The following is a 19,048-nucleotide window of genomic DNA, read 5'->3' on the forward strand; positions in this document are numbered from 1 at the left end:
GAGTTCATCTGCAAGGCATGGGCTTCCCAGCCCGAGCGCTTCACTCTCAATCCGCTCCAGCAAATGCCGGGACTAAACATCTAGGTCTCATCTTGGTCCACTTCAGGAGTTCCTCGGCGGCACCCTCGACATTGTTGCATCCGTAGGTGACCCCCGGTCGGTCGGTCCTGACGTACACCGGCGGGGAGAACCAATGGGTTGCCATGAGGGTACATTGGGCGGCTACGGGTTCTCGTCGGCCGATTGTTGCTTCCGCTGCTCCAACTCTTCCGAAAGCTCCTGCGCCAGCGCGGCAAGCGTCGGCGTCAGAGTTGGTTCACCTACGAACCTCAGGAGCCTGCGTAGCTTCCGACGGTAGTCTTCCGAACTGATCATCCGTCGGAAGCCGCGTTCCTTACGGAGCATTGCAACGGTCACTGAAGGTTCCTTCTGACTCGTTAAACGCCATAGGGCAGCCCGCGTCTGCCATAGTGCTGGCGCTCCAATCAGCCTCCACCTGCTCTCGCCGCTCAAGCTCCTGCAGCAATGCAGCAAGGGACGCCGGCAGTTGCTCGTCGACTTCGAGACCAAGCCTGTTGCGAAGCATCTGACGATGATCTTCTGAGCTGATCAGCCGCTGGAAGGCTGTCGCTACTGTTGGTCGTGCCGGCATAAGGTCGTCCCCAGATTCGGTCTGAAACACTTTCGTTGCGAAAGGGTTCCGAAAGGGAGCGAATAATTTGTTGGGAACCTCTGAGCGGGGGCTCGGGTAACCGACCCATTCGGCCCTAATCAGACGAGCGCAGCACCAACCCCCTCCTCTATGGCAGCAGCCAAGAATGCCTTGCGGCACTCCTCAGGCTCCACCTCGTCGGCAATAACAGCCACGGAAACGCGCACCACGGGGTTCCACTGAGGGCCACGGTTGGTCCGCTCGGAGGGGAGAACCAATGGGATGCCATGATGCCTATCGCTCAGGGGAGAGATACATCTTGGCCTCCTTGGCGGCAGCCTCAAATGCCTTTCGTGTCACGTTGTCGGGCGAATTGAGAAACTGACCCCCTGACGAAATGAAGAACTGACCCCCTCCGTTATGAGAGGAGGCATGGATGACGATTGGGATTTCGGCGATTCCTGCATTGTCGAGAACGATGCAGGGAGAGGAGATGCTTCAGCCTGAAGAGGTGGCAGCGATGCTGCGGCTGCATGAGCTTGGCTGGGGAGCGAAGCGGCTGGCGAAGGAATTCGGGTGCGCGCGCAACACGTGCGTCGGTATCTGCGCGAAGGCGGGACTGTTCCGTTTCGCAAGCCTGTGCGGCGGAGCGCGTTTGACGGGCTAGACGATTGGCTGCGGGAGCGCTTCTTCCGCCATGGTGGCAACGCCGATGTGGTGCGCCAGGAACTGGAGAGCGAACATGGGATCGTCATAGGGCTTCGGTCGGTGGAGCTTCGGGTGCAGGGTTGGCGTCGGGAGTTGAGGGTGCAGAAGCGCGCGACGGTTCGGTTTGAGACGGCGCCGGGACATCAGATGCAGATCGACTTTGGCGACACGCGGGCGTGGATCGGCGGCGAGCGTGTTCGGGTGCACCTGTTTGTGGCAACGCTGGGTTACTCGCGTCGGCTGCATATCCGCCCCTCGCTTCGGGAGCGCCAGGCGGACTGGTTGGAGGGGATGGAAGGAGCCTTCCTTCGCTTCGGTGGGGTTCCAACGGAAGTGCTGTTCGATAATCCGAAAGCGCTGGTCGAACATCACGATGCGGCGACGCGGGAGGTGCGGTTCAATGTGCGGCTGCACGCCTTTGCCCGCTACTGGGGATTTACGCCACGGGCTTGTGCGCCCTACCGGGCGCGTACGAAGGGGAAGGACGAACGCGGGGTCGGCTACGTCAAGCACAATGCGATTGCCGGCCGCCGGTTCGAGAACTGGGCGGCGTTCGAGGCGCATCTGGACCGGTGGACGCGCGAGATTGCCGATCAGCGTGTGCATGGCACGACCGGGGTGGCTCCTGCAGAACGCTTTGCCGAAGAAGCCATGGCGCTTCGCCCTCTGGGCGGACGCGCGCCGTTCGGGCAATTGCGGGATCTCGTGCGCAAGGTCCAGCAGACTGCGCAATCGACCTGGACACGAACAGTTACTCGGTTCCCTGGCGGCTGATCGGGGAGAGCGTCCAGGTCGTGGTGCTGGGCGGCCGCGTTATCGTGCGTCATGCGGGCGAGGTGGTGGCGGATCATGCCTTGTGCCGCGGACGTCGCCAACGGATTGTCGAGCGCGCGCATCTTGCCGGCGTTGTCGGCGCTGCTGCGCCGGTGCAATCGGCGCCGGCGGATATTGTTGCGCCTTCCGCTCTGTTGCGGCCGCTGGCCGAATATGAGGCACTGGTGGGAGGCAGCTGGTGATGACGACGGTCGATCACGAGATGCTGGTGGCTCAGCTCGACCGGCTGAAGCTGACCGCGATCCGGGACCAGCTCGATACGCTCCTGGACGAAGCGGCGCGTTCGCAAATGACCTTGCGCGAGGCTTTGGCCTTCCTGGTGACGCGCGAGATCGCGCGGCGCGACGAGCGGCGCATCTCCATGGCAGGCAAGATCGCGCAGTTCCCGTTTGTGCGCGAACTCGAGGGCTTCGACTTCGACGCGCAGCCGTCGCTGGATCAGCGCCAAGTCCGGGAGCTGGCGACCTGCCGCTGGATTGCCCATGGCGACACGGTCCTGTTCCTTGGACCTCCGGGTACGGGCAAAACACATCTGGCGGTGGCTCTCGGGCGCGAGGCGATCCGGCAGAACCATAGCGTCCAGTTCGTCACGGCGGCCACGCTCGTGGCGATGCTGGCCAAGGCCCATGACGACGGTTCACTCGAAAAGCAACTGACGACCCTGTCGCGGCCGAAACTGCTGATCATCGACGAGCTCGGCTATCTCCCGTTCGAAGCCAATGCCGCACACCTGTTCTTCCAGCTGGTGTCGCGGCGTTATGAGCGGGGATCGATCCTGATCACCTCCAACCGCTCGGTGGGCGAATGGGGCAGCGTGTTTGGCGATCCCGTGGTGGCAACGGCGATCCTTGATCGCCTGCTTCATCATTCGACAGTGATAACCATCCGTGGCGACAGCTACCGGCTTCGCGAAAAGCGTCGTTCCGGCCTATTGCAGAAGCCCGGAACGACGCTCGGCACCAACGAAACCGCAAAACAATGAGGAGGTCAAATCCTCAGTTCGCCCAGGGGGTCAAATCCTCACTTCGCTTGACACACGTGAGGGTCAATCGGATCGCCCTCCAAGGCTGACAGGCAGAGGGTCACCGCCTTGTGCCAGCGAGGTCCTCTCCGGGTCCACGTCTTTAGCTGCTCGAGGGCTGCCCTCACATTGTTGCAGCTATGCCTGTCACCGGCTTCAGTCCTTACGAACACCGGCGGGAACCAATGGGTTGCCATGAGGGCAATTTAGGGCGGCTATGGACCTTGGCGAGCCAGCGATTCTCCGCCATCAAACCCCAAGGCACAGCCCGGCGCCTGCCCTTGCAAAGTTTCCGAAAGGGATCGAATAATTTGCAAGAAGTGCTAAGTGGGGGGCTCGAGTATCTGGGCCTGTTGGCGCTAATCAGACGAGCGTCGCACCACCCCCTCCTCTTCGGCCGCAGCCAGGAATGCCTTCCGGGCCTCCTCAGGTTCCATCTCGTCGGCAAGCACGGCGACGCATACGTGAACCGCGAGATTCCACTGAGGGCCACGGTTGGTCCACATTAAGAGTTCCTTGGCTGCTGCCACTGCGTTGTTGACGTGGTGCGTCGTATTGCGACCCTCAGTCCTGACTGGGACCGGAGGAGAGAACCAATGGGTTGCCATAGGGCCACTCCTTGCCGCCCGTGTAAGGCCCCTAAGCAACTTTTGCTCGTCCGTCAGCATTCGTTTTAATGATAAACTAAGCAGCATTCGAAGGTATCTGCTGGCGGCATCCGACCTCTGCTTAGTTCTCTCGACTTCAACCATCTTTGTACCTGGTTCTCTCGACTTCAACCATCTTTGTACCTAAACCGGTTCCGTATAATGTCGGGAACTAAGGAAAGATCAACAGACGTTTGGTATGGGAGCGTGGGCCAGGGAATGTTGGTAGAAATTTCTGAGCGGATGATCGGATAACTGGCTCGCGCGATGACCCCCGGTACCCCCTTCGTTTCCCTCACTGCGCAGCCACCGTCCTCAACAGTCGGCCATGAGGCGCTCTGGGGGCGGTTGTGGTACCCGTTGGGGCCACAAAAACGCCTGAGGGATCGAGCAGGGTAAGCTTAGTCAGAAGGTCCGAAACAAACAGCCCTACTGCATCTATTGCGGTGGGGCGACGTTGGGCAACGACATCGATCATGTCCCGCCCACTGTTGCTGCGGGGAAAGTCCATACCGGCGTGCCACAGCACAAACCGTCTCGCCCGCCTCGTAGCTCTCCGCCGCTATCCGGGCCTTCTCCTCCGGCGGCCACTCACGCCGCCGACCCGAACCAGTGAAGATCTCCAGCCGACGGACCGGCTCCTCGTCCTTGGACTTAAGCGTAAACTCTGAAATCGTCATATGTCGAAGCCCTCAAAGGCCTCGAACATCGTCCCTTACATCCACGCGCGAAAGGTGCCGCCGGGACACGATCACAGCGCTTACACACTTTCGACGGCCATTTACTTTTGAGCTAGCGCTAAGGGTTGGTCGAATCTACCGTGAGTGGTCGGTTTGGAGAGTGTCGTGCCAGCTACACGTTTCAGAAAGCCTGTCGTCGTTCAGCCCGGCCGGATCGATCGTGACAGAGTCGTTGCCTCCGTATCGGACGCTGCCGAAATCTTGCTTAGGGAATGGCCTCAGCCAACAAGCAAGTCGCGGCTCACTGCCATCAAAGCGTGCCTTGCTGTCATCCGCGGAGAAAAGCCACCAAGGATAGCGCGCCAGGCATTTCTAAACGCTGCCAAAGAGGCCAAAATACTCCTCGGTGAAGAGATCTAAGCACCGTTCGCGTGAATCGGTGAATCGCGGAGCGGTGCCGGGATCAACGACTTTGTGCCCGGCGCTGGCAGCGGATAGTGGCTGCACTGCACTGCATATTCGATGTTAATATCTTTGCTGCGCAGAATAATTCGCCAGTCCCGCCGAGCGATCGGGCCGGGTGAAGAACACTGCCCTCGCGACTTGGTGTCCACGATAGCTGCGCATCCGCCCGAAACCTCCCAGTCAGTTCACGCCCAAATAATGTCGGAGGATCCGACTCGGCGGTCAGCTTTGACTGTCCCCATAACATGCGTCTGCCCCGGCAAGCGCTTCGGTACGCCGAGCTTTGTCCAGCGCGCCAAGCCTTCGAACCGCTGCATAGAACCGTGGATAGTCGCCCGAACACAAGTCGAACAATTGGAGAAAGGCCGGCACCCTATCGCTGTAGACAGAAGTCGCGGCGAGCTTTGCGTTATTGATCGGAGCATCGAACCAGGCGTCATATCCGCGGTATCCACCCCAGCGCTTGTCGCGCATCTGACGGTAGCGCGTCCTCAGCCGTTCGATCGCGGCCGTCTTTGCGGCCCGCTTCTGCTCAGAAGTGCCATTGTCGTGATAGACATGCCCCAGCTCGTCCCTGGTCCGCGACACCAGCGCGAGAAATTCAGCTCTGCGCCTCCGGTCGGCTTCGTAACGGCGCAATCCGGCAGTATCGCCAGTCGCGCGCAGCCATTTTCTCACACCCGTTGTTTCGACAGCGACCGCGAACGCCTCGTTGAACGCGGAATCGTTATGCACGTAGACGCGCTGGTGGGCCAGCTCATGGAATACCAGCCCTGCGAGATACGTTCCATCTTGGGTGAGCATCGTGCTTAGCAGCGGGTCACTCGACCAGCCAAGCGTGGAATATGCAGTGATGCCCGTTACATAGACGTCGAGGCCCTGTCTTTGAAGTTCTGCGGCGGTTTCAGTCGCAGACTCCTCGGAGAAATATCCCCGGTAGGGAACACAGCCGAAAACCGGAAAGCACCATGTTCGTGGTGTCAGCGAGAATTCCGGCGCGGCGAAGACGGCCCATGTCACAGAGTCGCGACCAACATCAACATAGCTGCGGTAGCTGTTGTTGTCGGGCAGCGCCAGTTCATCGATAGCAAACTGTCGTATGGCGTTTGCCGATGCCATTTGGGCGCGCAATATCTCAGGGGTCGAAGGATCGTTGATCAGTTTTCCGACGTCTTGGCGCGCCGTCATGATCTGCACATGGCCCTGCAAAGATTGCGCGTAGTAGGAGATACTGGTGCAACTGGCCACGCCCGGCGTCAGGATAATCGCAGCAACCAATCGAACGAATGCACGCATCACGGTTTTGCTCTCACGTCCCGATAGCGCAATTTCGGGGTTGCCTCCGGCCACGAACAGTCGGACGAATTTTGATGTGTAGGTTAGACCTTCGTCCTCCGCAAGATTGGCCAATGCGATGACTCGCTGCTGAATTGCCAGCCCGCGCGCGATGAGCGCGAAGGTGTCAGGTGCAGCGATGAAGCTCGCGGTAAACGCGCAGAGCGTTTCAGCTTCCAGGGGACACCACCGGCGCCTCCAGTGGGATCGGGCGGGCGGCTGCAGGCGCATTCGCGGCAAAGGATTGTGACGTGTTCTCGTGACGCGTGAGCCGGCGCGTGCCGAGTGGGCGGCGTCCGGACTGCTCGTAACTCGGAGCGCGCGTGTTCTCCGGGCACCGATCCTACAAATCGCTCTGAAGTCGAGCGCATGGGCGATACCATCGTCGCGGAATTCGGGCGGATCGACGTTTGGGTGAGTTGCGCCGCAATACTCCTTCTCGACCGCCGAGGGGCGTCCGGGGCGTGTTTGCAGCCACCTGCTCAAAGCCGCGACGTGAGCCAGCCTCCGGCCTGCTCTGTTCGATGGCAATCGTTCAGCTTGCTGCCGCCGACCGCTTGAAAACGATGGTCACCTTCGTCCCTTTGTTGGCGCTGGACTCGACGGCTAACTGCGCCTTGGCGTTCTCGGTCAGCGATCGCGCGATCAGCGCTCCGAGCTTGCCTGGCTTGGGCCACATCTCGCCTTCCGGCAGGCCGATTCCATCGTCCGCCACTATAACCCGGCAGCCGTCGCCATCGACGATGCTGTGCAGCGTTATCGTGCCGCCATCGCGGCCGCGGAACGCATGCTTAAGTGAATTGGTCAGCAATTCATTTACGACCAGTCCCGCCGGCATGGCGACGTTTATTGACACCGGATATGTATCCACCTTCATATCCAGCCGGATCCCCTCGACTGCGTGCGAGCTCATGACCGCGGACGCGATCTGGCTGAGATACACACCAAGGTCGACCTCCTCCTTCGGCTCGTCGGCCGTTAGCGTCTGGTACAGGATCGCCAAAGCGTCGACGCGACCGGCGAGCCGCTCAAACCGTTTCCGGTCGGCCTCGGTAGCGTTGCGGCTTTCCAGCCGGATAAGTGCAGTGATCATCTGGAGGTTGTTCTTCACCCTGTGCTGCAGTTCGCGAAGCAGTGTGTCTTTGTCGCTGACACGTTCCTCGGCCGAGCGCTGATCTCCCGCCTCGCCGTGAGCCGATACGTCGACCAGGGCCACCAGTCGGAAACAGACCTTGCCGTTGTCGTCCTCTATCTCGTTGGAATAAACGTCGACGATCGCGGGTCTATCTTCGCTGCGCTCCAGCCTGAAGGTGCCGACCAAATCGGATCCCTCGACCACAGCCTCGGCTAGCGCCCTGTCCTTTTGCTGATGGAGGCCTGTGCCTAAAAGGGCGGGCCAGTTTTTTCGGGTGAGCCTGGCGGCTGTCAGGCCTGACAGTTTCTCGAATTCCGGATTGGCGTAGACCACGCGCTCTTCACCGGTAAGGTCCGAAACAGCTATGGCGATCGGCACCTGGTCCAGGAATTTCTTGAACTGTTCGCTTTCGAGTGCTGTTGCAAGGTCAGGTGTATCAAGCAACTGCTCGACCGCCTCACCCTTCTTTGAATCCGATGTCATTTGCGAGCCTGTTCTGTGCGGATGATATCAACAATGCGGCGCGCCTGCCATCGCCAAAACTGGAGCTGCATCTCACGTTTTGCATCGCGCATCTGACAACCAGCCCTGCATCGCGTAGCGGCCGCATGTCTAAATTGCGACCGGCCGAAGGAGAGCGGCAAGGACCGGCTGCGATCCAGGTGCCTGGAACGTTGAGGCGGCGGGTCAAGTGGGTACGCTGCGGAAGATCAGGAGAGCGGGCATTCAGGGAGGAGTGAAGTTCGCGTGCCGGCCTCGCCCATACGCGACACTGTCGACCGCATGACCGCGTGCGCCCTGAGAGGGCAATGCATCGCTCCAGCGGTAGTTCAGGCCATTAGCTGCCTATCTGCGGCAAGCCTATCGGTCGCGAATGTTGAGACGACTATTGCCGATGCGCCAATGTCAAGCTCGTCATGGCCAACGGTGTGACCGGAAGCGCTCGCTTATGGCTGTGCTGGAATGCACATGAAGTATGCGCCTGCGCGCCGCTTCGTTGATCTCCCGGCCTTCTAGGAAGTCATCAATCTGATCGTATGTGAGACCATATGCATCTTCGTCAGGCCGCGGCGCCGACTGGACGAGCAAATATACCGGCCTCGTCGAAGCCGCGAGGGAGCTCGAGGTCAGGAACGCGATCTTCGAGGGCGAGGCGGTCGTCACCAATGATGCCGGCCTGCCCGATTTCGACGCGTTGCAGAAGGCCGTCCACAGCGATCCCTCCGCCATGATCCTCGGCGCCTTCGATATCATGCATCTCGACGGCTACGATCCAGGCGGGTATCGAGGGGATCGTTTCCAAGCTCGCAGCGGTCCGACTTCGAATTGGCTGAAGACCAGGAGCTTCATATTCAAGTTCTGCTTGGCGTCGAACGAGAGCCCGGCAAGGCCGCATTCGCCTTGCTGGCGCAGCCCGACACCGGAAAAATATGTCGGCTCGGCCTTTATCAGCCTGGGGCGCGACATGAACGAACGCGGAAACGGGCAAAGGACCATGCCGGCCCGCCTCCGGAGGGCATCAAGAAGCGACCGGCGACCCAGTGGGTTGAGCCTGGCGTGAAATTGCGGATCAAGCACCTTCGTGGTGAGCACAAATACATACGCCACGCTTCTCTGCTGGGCTTCGGCGACGAGGGCTAGACTAGGCTAGTCACGGATACATCCTCGAGCAGGGTCGACTTATCCAAGCCTTGTGTCGGCTCAGGCGGCCATTCACCATTCGGCGTCATCTCGTTGACTGTCTCGGGTAGATCCCGCGCAATCTTTCTGATTAGCTCCTCGCGCGAAAGACCCGTGTGCATTAAAATGGACGTGAGTGTACCTTCGTCCATTGCCGCTTCGACGTCCCTTGGCTCGATTGGTTGGTTTGGCCCGCGGCCAACCCACGAGTCGACCTTCGATCCTGCCCCCACCTCCCTGAAGCGGTCGAGGATCTCACCAAGGTCAGCCCTCGACACGCCATTCGTTATCTGAGCCAGAATTCTGCGTTGCGGGTCGTTTGGGTTAAGATACCCTGCTCCCGGAATCAATTCACGGAGCTTGTCGCGATTTTGGTATGCCAGAACGCCAAGGATGGCGATCGCCAATCTTCCCAGATTTGCCATTCGGTCTCCTCCACGGTTGAGCGAATCGAAGCCAAGTCTTGGCGAATGCCGACGCGTGTGGGCTGGTCCGGCGGAGAGGACGCGTCCTTGGGGGTACTCGTTTTCCATCGGACGTTCTCCTGACGCCGAACTTCGGGGCGCTTGGCCGCAGTCGCCCTGCGCCGATCAAACGACCTAACCGGCGCTTCTCGGGTTTGTTCCGCTTGTCAGAGTTTGTCGGCGACGATGGGGCGCGCGATCGGACGGGTAACTCTACCGGCTCGAGAGGTGGAGTCTGCGCAACTTGACCATATTCAGAACGACGGCGGCTCGGTTAGTCTCAGCCATCTTGGACTGCCGCCGGCTCGCGCACAAATTTCAATTTCGGCGGGACGGCGAACACCCTGAACCGCTCAGCCAGGCTGTCAAGAGCGTGACGCATTCCCACTCCCGCAGCAGCCGCACCGTGTCCACTGATGACTATCTGCGGGTTCAGGGCAGCCAAGTGCTTCACGGATCTTTCCGCCGCATCCCAGTCCGGCGTGAAGTAGCGCGGCGGACCGTGCATCTCGAGACCCTGGACGGCGACCTCATAGACTGACTCCTGACCGGTGGTGATGAAAGCGTCCCCTACGATCAGCGAACGGTCCTTCTCGCGCCAGAGCGAGATATGCCCAGGGGCGTGCCCGGGTGTGTGTAACCATCGCCATCCGGGCATTCCGGGGATCGATCCGTCGGCAGGTAAGAGTTCCAAACGGTTGCCAAGGTCAATTGGCCCGCGTGGAAAAAGCGGCGACAGCAGCGCCATCAGTCCACCCCCGACCCAGGGATCGGGTGGCGGATAGGATGCGGTTCCGTCCAAATACGGGCGCTCGAGTGGATGCGCGAAGACAGGCACGTCCCATTTATTTGCGAGGTCTAGAACCGTTCCCACATGGTCGAAATGGCCGTGGGTCAGGATGATCGCGGCCGGCCGTGCGTTCGTGCCAAACCGCCTTTCCGCGACCGCAAGAATGCTGCTGCGCGACGTCGGCAACCCCGTATCGATCAGCACCCAGTTCCGATCTCCGCTGCCCGGTGCGCCGAAGAACACGACATTGACGATTGCTAGCCGCAAATAACCCAGGTCCGGTGCGATGCTCCAAGCGCCGTCGCCACGATCCTCACGTCTGGCGTGGTCGATCTCGGAAAGTCGAATCTGAACGGTCATGTGATCCCGTGCCTCTGTTGCTGAGCAGCCGCCGATCGGCGGCGGTGGTACATCGCCCCGAACTTGGCACGGCCCTCCTTGTTCCTCGTTCGCCAGGCAGCTCCGGACAGTCGATCACCGGAGTCGACCAATCGGTTCGGCATTACCCGGCCACGCAAGGACGAGCTGGACTGAGCAACGAAGATGGCGCGCGCCCGATTGGATGCGGTATTTCGCCAACGTACGCGGCGGGCCTGCGGGCGGCACTGCTGGTCACGGCTGCGCGACGATCACGATTCAAATCCGCCGCCGGAATCCCCACGCAGGATTGGGTTCCGAACCACGATCATTGCGGCGGAGCGCACGCGGTTCGGTCTCGCCGCTGCAATGCCCTCAAGCGCAGAGGTTCCTCAACTGATGCTCGGCTGGCGGCAACTTGCTCGCCAGCCGAGCCGATGCCATCAACAACCCTGGTCGGTCTTTTTCACCTGACTTGGCGCGGCGGTGTTGGCTGTCGTGTCCTGCTGACCAGGCGGCGCCTGCTGAGCGCTGCCAGTCTGCTGGCCGGTCGCGCAGTCTCTGGCCGAGTTCTGATTTGTGGTGCCGCCGGTGGTGATCGTGTCGGTGCCCTGATCGCCGAGCATGTTGGTCCCGCTGCTCGTCGTGCCGGTGCCCTGATCCGTCGTGCTGGGCATGGTTGTCGTGCTCGAGGTTCCGTTGGATGGGCTTCCGCTCGAAGTTCCGCTCGTCGTCTGGGCAAAGGAAAGCCCGGCCGACACCGCCAGTACGGCCGAAGCCAAAAGGATGCGTCTCCCGTCTGAATGCGCGGGATGCGCTGGCACATCCAACAGGCAGACAGAAAGACTGTTCCCCGAAGAAGCTCAATTTTTGTAACTCCGGTCGACGGGCTCTATTGCGCCGGGAACACGGATCAGTCCGTCGCTCATTGTTAGTTTCTCTGCCCAGATTTGTTGAAAACATTCCACAGCCGGGCTTGACGATCAAGGAAAATGTTCCCTCTATGTTCTCATGACGCACGAACCAATCGACACGCTGGGCAAGGCGACCCGGCACAATATGCTCGTCAAGGCTGAAATGCAGCTGCGGCAACGTCCGCGACTGCCGTTCCGCGGACCTGGTGGCGTCGATCCACTAACGCTGAGGTTCAACTGCAGCCGCTGCAAGCCGACGGTCAATCTCGCGAAGCTGCGTACGGACGCTCAGCTGTTCGATAATGTCGAAGAGCTGCGCTGGCACGGCCCGACCAAAGCGTTTGAGACGTGCGTGATCCGGCTAAATGACGCCCGGCTCCTCGCACGTGCGCTCAAGGCTGGCCGCAACTGACTAAAGCAATAGGTAGAACCCTGTCCCGACCTTATCGGGTGGCGAATCCGATGACATAACTTACGGCGACAACGCATTTCAGCGAACCGCATCGTGTGTATCCATCCCCGCCGGTTCCGGTAACATCGAGGTCGAGGTCTGACATCTTGGAGATTGGCCAGGGGAACGGCCGCAATTCGTGGCTCGCTTCTGTCTGTCTTCAGGCCGCAAGCGTCTAGTCATCTGCATTGAGGCCGCGGGCTGTCAAGCACCGCACTACAAGGAGTTGACGCTCTGAGAAATGTAGACGTGTCGCACCATCCTTGTTGGTGCAGCATGCCGGGCTTACTGCCTTTCGAGCGCTTGTGTAACCAAATCACCGGCTCGGCGTTTCGTTCAGCGCCGTTGCAATGCCCACCCACTAACGCAACTTACAAGCACGAGCGAACCCATTACCTCTGTCAGGAGCATAGACTGGCAATTTGATGAGTCGCAATTTTCTGGTGATCGAACCTGAGGAAGGCATTGCCGTGCTCAAGGGGCTTGCCTCCTCGGCGCGGATCTCGATGCTGAAACTGCTGCATGAAAAGGGGCCGATGAATATCAACGAAATCGCCGCCGTGCTGTCGCTGCCGCAGTCGACCGTCTCGACCAACATCCAGGTGCTGGAGGATGCGGGGCTGATCCGCACCGAGAACCAGAAAGCGAAGAAAGGCAACCAGAAAATCTGCTATCCGACCGCCGAAAAAGTGCTCGTCGTGTTCAAGGGTGAGTATCGTAAGGTCAAGAACGACGCGATCGAAGTGTCGATGCCGGTCGGGCTTTACACCGGCTTCGAGGTTACCGCGCCCTGCGGCCTTTGTTCGCCGGACGGCATCATCGGTCTGCTCGATGTTCCCAACACTTTCCTTGATCCGGACCGCATGAAAGCCGGTTTGCTGTGGTTCACGCGCGGTTTTGTCGAATACCAGTTCCCCAACAATGCCAAGCTCGCCAATGCCGAGATCACCGAACTCGAAGTGGCGATAGAGCTGTCCTCGGAAGTGCCGGGCACCAGCGCCGATTGGCCCTCGGACATTACGCTGACAATCAATGGCGTCGATGTCGGCACCTGGACATCGCCAGGGGATTTCGGCGACAAGCGCGGCGTCTTCACGCCCTCCTGGTGGAAGCTCAAGGGCTCGCAATACGGCAAGTTGAAGAACTGGCGAATTGCCAATGACGGCACCTACATCGACGGCCTCAGGATTTCCGAAACCGGCCTCGCCGCACTCGATCTGAAGAGCCATCATTCAATCCGCGTCCGTATCGGTGTCAAGGACGACGCCAAGCGCCCCGGCGGGATCAACATTTTCGGCAAGGGCTTTGGAAATTACGATCAGGACATCCTGCTCAGGATCAAAACCGCCTGAGTCGACTGGCGGTGTTGCTCCGCAATTAAACCGTTGCCGATTTGCGGCTAGCAACGTCGTCTATGAGGCCACCAGCTTGCCTGACGTGCATAGATGCCGTTGCAAGGTTCGCCCACTGGCTGGCTTTCGCCTGCTACCCTCAAATCACCGGTACAAAGCGATCCGTCCACCAACCGCCAGAGCGTTTCATCGTCCGTTCCGGCAAATGCCGGAACTTAAACATCTAGGCAACTCTCGAAAGTATGTGCCGATCCAGGTCGCACTTTGCTAACCCGAACCGCCAGCGGTGGTTCGTCGCCTCACGCCTGCTCTGATAGAACAAGGTCAGTTGCCGGCCGTCGATCATCACGGTCGAATGGCCATTCTCGCCGGGCTCACCAGGGTCGAGAACGGGGCCGACGGAAACGTAGGGGCCCTTGACGTCATCGGCGATGGCGAAGAAAACGCGCTGCCGGCTGCCGCGCGGACCTTCGGGGAGGAAGCAGGTGGCGTTGAGAAGCACACGACCGTCTGGCAGCTCGACGAGCTGGGCGCCTTCGATCCCCCATTCGTAATCCGGATGCTCGCGCGCATTGTGATGCGGCACGTCGAGATGATCGAGTATCTTGCCGAGACGTTTCCATGGCCCAAACCAGGAATCGGATTGGCTGCGCGCCAGAAAGACATCCGGCTGAGGCACCCTGGTGAATGTGGGCATGCCTGAATAGACGATGTAGCGCTTGCCGCCGATGATTGCCGGATGGGGATCGTAGATGCCGTCCTCATCGGTGTCGGGCAGCGACAATATCGCCGGATTGAGCACCACCCAATGAAAGCCGTCATTGGAGACCGCATGCTCGCAACGTCCGCCGGACTTCATGAATTCGGTCTGGATGAACATATGGAAGACGCCGCACTCATGAATGACGCCGGGTGCCGCAACGCCCGATCCGGTTATCGGCAAGACGATCGGCTCGTGCTCTATCCAGGGTCCATAGAGATCCGGTGCCGTGGCATGGAGTATTTTCCAGCTTTCGGTCGTGACCGTGCCGCTTGAGCCGAAGACGTGCCAGAGCGTGCCGTCGAAGACGGGACAGGGGTCCTTCAGGTCATCCACGACCTGCGGGTGAAACAACGGAAAGACGTTGGTTTCAAAGTCGATCTTCATTCGCCAACCATTCCTCGATTCCTCGGGCGCTCCATTCAAATGAACCACCTGCGCGACTCACATGAATCGATTCGCAGGCGTATTTATAGCTCCGCCGATGAACGGTTGTTGAACGATTGAAGGATTTCAACCGTTCTGTGGCAAAGGGCCACATTTGGGGAGCCCGACCTGACGCGATGGGCCTCATGATCTGAATCGAACGGGGGTCGCCTCGCCCGTTCTTTTATCGAGCCATCGCAAGTGGAGCAGGACAGCTGGACTCGCCTAAACAGTTTGCAGCTGTGGAACAACTTACTGGGATGGAAGTTATATGCAAGGCTGCGAACGTTGATGTCGAAGCTACCTTGATTAACATTTGTTAATCGAGGCGATTTCCAGCTATAACCAAGGATAATTTACATGGAAATGGCGGCGGGCCGGCGCAAAACACCAAAAATCCCTGTACAATCGTCTATTTTACTCTGCTTTTCCCACCTCCGATGGAACTTCGTATATCAAAGACCACAACACATTCTAACCCTCGCATCAAAACAGCAGCAGCTAATTTACTTCGAAGAGCCGATCTTTGAAGAGAGGCGCCATCCTTCGATGCGGGTGAACGATATTTCACCTACGATCAGAATTTTGACGCCGCTTATCCCAGTTGGCACTTCCGCGGCCAGGGCAGACGCGGTTCAGCGCAGGTTCGTCGATCAGATCGTCGCCTCTACGCCGCATGACCGATTGACGGCCTGGTATTATACGCCCATGGCGCTGCGTTTCAGCGATCATCTCGCCTGTGACGTCTGCGTCTACGACTGCATGGATGAACTCTCCGCGTTCAAAGATGCTCCCGCAGAGTTGACACAGTTGGAAAAGGCGCTGTTGCAACGCGCCGATCTCGTCTTCACGGGCGGGCAGAGCCTCTACGAGGCCAAGCGCAGCCTGCATCGGTCGATCTTTCCCTTCCCGAGCAGCATCGACGTTGCCCATTTCCATCGGGCGAGAGAGCCAGGTGACGACCCGCTCGACCAGGCCGACATACCTCACCCGAGGGTGGGGTATTTCGGGGTCATCGACGAACGGCTCGACGTCGAACTGATCGCGCAGGCGGCTGCGGCAATGCCGGACGTGCATTTCGTCATGCTTGGCCCTGTCGTCAAAATCGATCCGGCGAGCCTTCCCACGGCAGGTAACCTGCATTGGCTGGGCGGCAAGTCCTATGCAGACCTGCCGAGCTATCTCCGGCATTGGAGTGCCGGCTGGATGCCGTTCGCGCTCAACGAAGCGACCCGCTACATCAGCCCGACCAAGACTCCCGAGTTCCTGGCGGCAGGACTGCCGGTGGTTTCAACGGCGATCGTCGACGTCGTGCGTACCTACGGCGCCGAAGGCCTTGTCGAGATTGTCGACGCGGAGGATATCGAGGCCAAGCTTCGGTCCATTCTGGCGCGCCCCCGCGATTTCCTCGTGACCAAGGCCGACGCCTACCTTGCCGACATGTCCTGGGAGAAGACTTGGAACGCGATGTCTGCCCACATCCAGCGTGCCCAAGCGATGAAGAGCGTGGTGCCGTTCCTGAGGAGGGCGTGAGCGTGTTCGATTGGCTGATCGTCGGGGCCGGGTTCGCCGGCAGCGTGCTGGCCGAGCGCATCGCATCACAACGCCAGGAAAGTGTCCTCATAATAGATCGACGAAATCACGTCGGCGGCAACGCCTATGACTGCTACGACGAGGCGGGAATCCTGATTCACCGTTACGGGCCGCACATCTTCCACACCAACGCCCAATCGATTGTCGACTACCTGTCGCAATTCACGGAATGGCGGCCTTACGAACATCGGGTGCTGTCGCTCGTCGATGGAAAGCTGCTGCCGATACCGATCAATCTCGACACAATAAACCGTCTCTACGGCCTTGAGTTGACATCCGAGCAGTTGCAGGACTTCTTCGCTTGCCGGCGGGAAACGGTGGAAGAAATCCGCACCGCCGAAGACGTCGTGGTGAGCACTGTAGGCAGAGAGCTCTACGAGAAGTTCTTTCGCGGCTATACGAGGAAGCAGTGGGGTGTCGACCCTTCCCAGTTGAGCAAATCGGTGACAGCGCGAGTCCCGACCCGGACCGATCGGGATGATCGCTATTTTGGCGACAGCTTCCAGAACATGCCGGCAGGCGGGTATACGCGCATGTTCCAGCGCATGCTGGATAACCCCAAGATCAAGATCATGCTGCAGACCGACTATCGCGAAATTCGCGACAAGATTCCCTTTCAGCGGATGATCTACACCGGGCCGATCGACGAGTATTTCGACTGGAAGCTTGGTCGCTTGCCCTACCGCTCGCTGCGCTTTGAGCACATGACGCTTGATTGTGAGCAGTTTCAGCCGGTCGCCGTCGTCAACTATCCGCAGACGGAAAAATACACACGGATCACCGAGTACAAGCATCTGACCGGTCAACAGAGCCCGAAGACCAGCCTCACCTACGAATACCCCACGGACATCGGAGATCCTTATTACCCGGTGCCGCGGGCCGAAAACGAGTCGTTGTACAAGCGCTATGAAGCCTTGGCCGCGGCCTGCCCGGAGGTCTGGTTCGTCGGACGTCTGGCAACATATCGCTACTACAATATGGATCAGGTCGTAGGCCAGGCATTGGCTACGTTCGGACGCATTCAGGCGCGCCTTGCCGGCAACGGGATGCTCGTCACGCCGACGCGGCGCGAGGCGGCCGAGTGAATGATGCGCCGGGCTGACCGGCGTTCGGGCGACCCACGGCCAAAGAGGCCAAGGATCCTTCTCGGCGAACAGCTTTAGCTGTGCTGTTGATGCAGCTGAACGCGCGCTGTTCTGATCAGCGAGGCTATGGCGCGCTTGCGTGTTTTTCAAAGGCCACGAACAATTGGCGCTGGCGCTCCAACTCGTCCGCAAGTGGCTTGCGAAGAGTGCGCGAGCCGTCCGCATGGATGGTGGAGAACAAGCCGACTTCGGCGTGGCGCGAATTGTCCCAACCTGGGTAGGCTGTCACGGGATAAAGGCATATACCCTGGACAGGTGCACCGAGGCTGGTCGCGTCGCGCACTTCGTCGCAAACGTAGTGAAGCCAGGCCGGCCGACCGGATCCTTCGGCGCCGGTCTCGGCGATGAATATCGGCTTGTTGTATCGATCGGCGACCTCGACCAGCATTTCCGAAAGTGCACGGTATTCGTGGTGCCCCATCGGTATCGTTGGGCCATTCAAGTACCATTGGTTGTGCGGATAGAAGTTGAGGCCGATCACGTCTACAACGTCCTCGCTGCCGCCCAACTCCGGCTCTACGCACCCTGTCAGCATGTCATATGCCTCGAATTGCCCTTGACGAGCATTTTCGGCGCTCCGCCGCTCGGGGCGAGTACGGTCACGAGGAGCAATATGAATCAGCGGTTCGGCCCAGATGAACCTGCATCCGGGTTCGGCCTCCCGCATCGCCCTCACGCCGGCGACCGCAGCTTTGACAAGGTGTCGTTTGAACCATCCACGCTTGTTCGGCCCGACGGGGGGGAAATAGCCGACCTCCACCGCCCATGCGAAAAACGAAATCTCGTTGATCGGGCACACCAGGGGAGCCACGCCACTAACGGAGCGATGAACCCGAACAGCTTCCGCAGCGAAACGGACGTAGGCGTCGATAAACCCCGGGCTACCTTGGTCGATGTGGTCTGGCGAGCCATAGTGGAAGATATCCCAGATAATCTGCACCTCGGCCGCCTGGGCTGCTTCGATCGCCGACGTCCAACTCGACCAGTCGAAGACTCCGGGCGCTGTCTCGATAAGGTGCCAGCGCAAGCCGTCGCGGATCGTGCGAAGGCCAAGCTCGGCGCAACGGCGATAGTCGCCTTGTGCATGGATATCGTGTGAGGTCGCGCGGATCAGATCAAGACGAGCTCCGTCGGCGCGCCTGTGGGAGGAACACTCGAAACCAGCCATGAAAAAACTGTCGAACCCGGAAGAGCCTGCCGTGGGCCGACGAGCGGTATTCTCGTTCATACAACCATCCCGTCGCCCAGGGTGGGCGCAAGCAATCGTATGCGGCGATCGCTCATTGTCAGTTCCGGTCGCGTAGTCGGAACCGGTCGGCCACCGCCACGTCGACGGCGCGGCGGCTGCGGCGTATGTGTGCCTGGATACAACCAGGCTCCTATCCGTCTGTCGGGGCCGCGGTGGCGTCGATTCGATCCGAAGTTATGCAGCCTGTTGCATCGCCCGTTCGTTGACCCCTGTTTCGCCCAGTCGGGTGAGCGCCTCATCGGTTGCTTTTTCTTCCTTGAGCGTCTGTTCGAGTAGCGGGACGGCCTCTTTCAGACCAAGTAACCCGGCCCATGTGACAAGAGTCCCGTAGCGCGCTATTTCATAATGTTCGACGGACTGGGCTGCAGCCACGAGACCCGCATCCAATGC

General features: G+C 59.8%; 17 protein-coding genes and 1 pseudogene. 8 read left to right on the forward strand and 10 right to left on the reverse strand.

What is annotated here, in order from left to right:
* Positions 1-1,088 precede the first annotated feature (1,088 nt).
* Together istA and istB are read left to right on the forward strand one after the other, a co-directional pair.
* Positions 1,089-2,376 (forward strand): annotated as a pseudogene (istA, locus tag NKH21_RS31615) (IS21 family transposase).
* A complete protein-coding gene (gene istB, locus NKH21_RS31620; RefSeq protein ID WP_352670477.1) occupies positions 2,376-3,176 on the forward strand; it encodes an IS21-like element helper ATPase IstB in 801 nt (266 codons plus the stop codon). Before istA ends, istB begins: the two are co-directional and overlap by 1 nt.
* Before the next feature lie 398 nt (positions 3,177-3,574).
* Here istB and NKH21_RS31625 read toward each other — a convergent pair whose 3' ends face one another.
* Positions 3,575-3,967, reverse strand: coding sequence for a DUF982 domain-containing protein (locus NKH21_RS31625; protein WP_352670479.1), 393 nt, complete (start codon positions 3,965-3,967; stop codon positions 3,575-3,577).
* Positions 3,968-4,263: 296 nt separating this feature from the next.
* Complete coding sequence (locus tag NKH21_RS31630) at positions 4,264-4,542, reverse strand: transposase (protein ID WP_352670481.1); 279 nt, start codon at positions 4,540-4,542, stop codon at positions 4,264-4,266.
* 165 nt (positions 4,543-4,707) lie between these two features.
* On the opposite strand from NKH21_RS31630, the gene NKH21_RS31635 reads away from it, so the two are divergent.
* Positions 4,708-4,962, forward strand: a complete 255-nt coding sequence (locus NKH21_RS31635) for a DUF982 domain-containing protein (protein WP_352670484.1) — start codon at positions 4,708-4,710, stop codon at positions 4,960-4,962.
* Between the two features lie 267 nt (positions 4,963-5,229).
* Here NKH21_RS31635 and NKH21_RS31640 read toward each other — a convergent pair whose 3' ends face one another.
* Both NKH21_RS31640 and NKH21_RS31645 read right to left on the reverse strand, forming a co-directional pair.
* Entirely contained in the window at positions 5,230-6,573 is a 1,344-nt protein-coding gene (locus NKH21_RS31640) for an aminopeptidase (protein ID WP_352670487.1), read from the reverse strand.
* Positions 6,574-6,877: 304 nt separating this feature from the next.
* The gene (locus NKH21_RS31645) at positions 6,878-7,960 is read right to left on the reverse strand and encodes a sensor histidine kinase (protein ID WP_352869817.1); all 1,083 of its coding nucleotides are present in this window, start codon (positions 7,958-7,960) and stop codon (positions 6,878-6,880) included.
* A gap of 556 nt (positions 7,961-8,516) precedes the next feature.
* Here NKH21_RS31645 and NKH21_RS31655 point away from each other — a divergent pair.
* On the forward strand, positions 8,517-9,038 hold the full coding sequence (locus NKH21_RS31655; protein WP_352670565.1) for a DNA ligase-like domain-containing protein: 522 nt from the start codon (positions 8,517-8,519) through the stop codon (positions 9,036-9,038).
* A gap of 76 nt (positions 9,039-9,114) precedes the next feature.
* On the opposite strand, the gene NKH21_RS31660 is transcribed toward NKH21_RS31655, so the two are convergent.
* The 3 genes from NKH21_RS31660 to NKH21_RS31670 all read right to left on the reverse strand — a co-directional run bounded on the left by NKH21_RS31660 (position 9,115) and on the right by NKH21_RS31670 (position 11,445).
* A complete protein-coding gene (locus NKH21_RS31660) occupies positions 9,115-9,582 on the reverse strand; it encodes a YidB family protein (protein WP_352670492.1) in 468 nt (155 codons plus the stop codon).
* 319 nt (positions 9,583-9,901) lie between these two features.
* Complete coding sequence (locus tag NKH21_RS31665) at positions 9,902-10,771, reverse strand: MBL fold metallo-hydrolase (RefSeq protein ID WP_352670494.1); 870 nt, start codon at positions 10,769-10,771, stop codon at positions 9,902-9,904.
* Between the two features lie 440 nt (positions 10,772-11,211).
* A complete protein-coding gene (locus tag NKH21_RS31670; RefSeq protein ID WP_352670497.1) occupies positions 11,212-11,445 on the reverse strand; it encodes a hypothetical protein in 234 nt (77 codons plus the stop codon).
* 334 nt (positions 11,446-11,779) lie between these two features.
* Between NKH21_RS31670 and NKH21_RS31675 the strand changes: the two genes are divergently transcribed.
* Both NKH21_RS31675 and NKH21_RS31680 read left to right on the forward strand, forming a co-directional pair.
* Positions 11,780-12,094, forward strand: coding sequence for a hypothetical protein (locus tag NKH21_RS31675; protein WP_352670500.1), 315 nt, complete (start codon positions 11,780-11,782; stop codon positions 12,092-12,094).
* Positions 12,095-12,558: 464 nt separating this feature from the next.
* Entirely contained in the window at positions 12,559-13,485 is a 927-nt protein-coding gene (locus NKH21_RS31680) for an ArsR/SmtB family transcription factor (RefSeq protein ID WP_352670502.1), read from the forward strand.
* 223 nt (positions 13,486-13,708) lie between these two features.
* On the opposite strand, the gene NKH21_RS31685 is transcribed toward NKH21_RS31680, so the two are convergent.
* Positions 13,709-14,632, reverse strand: coding sequence for a glycoside hydrolase family protein (locus tag NKH21_RS31685; RefSeq protein ID WP_352670504.1), 924 nt, complete (start codon positions 14,630-14,632; stop codon positions 13,709-13,711).
* 399 nt (positions 14,633-15,031) lie between these two features.
* On the opposite strand from NKH21_RS31685, the gene NKH21_RS31690 reads away from it, so the two are divergent.
* Positions 15,032-16,204 carry a glycosyltransferase gene (locus NKH21_RS31690; protein ID WP_352670506.1) on the forward strand — a complete coding sequence of 391 codons (1,173 nt, stop codon included), beginning with the start codon at positions 15,032-15,034 and terminating at the stop codon, positions 16,202-16,204.
* 2 nt (positions 16,205-16,206) lie between these two features.
* Positions 16,207-17,349: a UDP-galactopyranose mutase gene (glf, locus tag NKH21_RS31695; protein ID WP_352670561.1), complete on the forward strand. Its 1,143-nt coding sequence runs from the start codon at positions 16,207-16,209 to the stop codon at positions 17,347-17,349.
* Positions 17,350-17,473: 124 nt separating this feature from the next.
* Here glf and NKH21_RS31700 read toward each other — a convergent pair whose 3' ends face one another.
* Together NKH21_RS31700 and NKH21_RS31705 are read right to left on the reverse strand one after the other, a co-directional pair.
* On the reverse strand, positions 17,474-18,637 hold the full coding sequence (locus NKH21_RS31700; protein WP_352670509.1) for a beta-glucosidase: 1,164 nt from the start codon (positions 18,635-18,637) through the stop codon (positions 17,474-17,476).
* Between the two features lie 195 nt (positions 18,638-18,832).
* Positions 18,833-19,048, reverse strand: a 216-nt coding sequence (locus tag NKH21_RS31705; RefSeq protein WP_352869822.1) for a YciE/YciF ferroxidase family protein, incomplete at its 5' end; no start/stop codon positions are given.

This window comes from Mesorhizobium sp. M1329, from assembly GCF_040318035.1.
Lineage (GTDB): Bacteria > Pseudomonadota > Alphaproteobacteria > Rhizobiales > Rhizobiaceae > Mesorhizobium.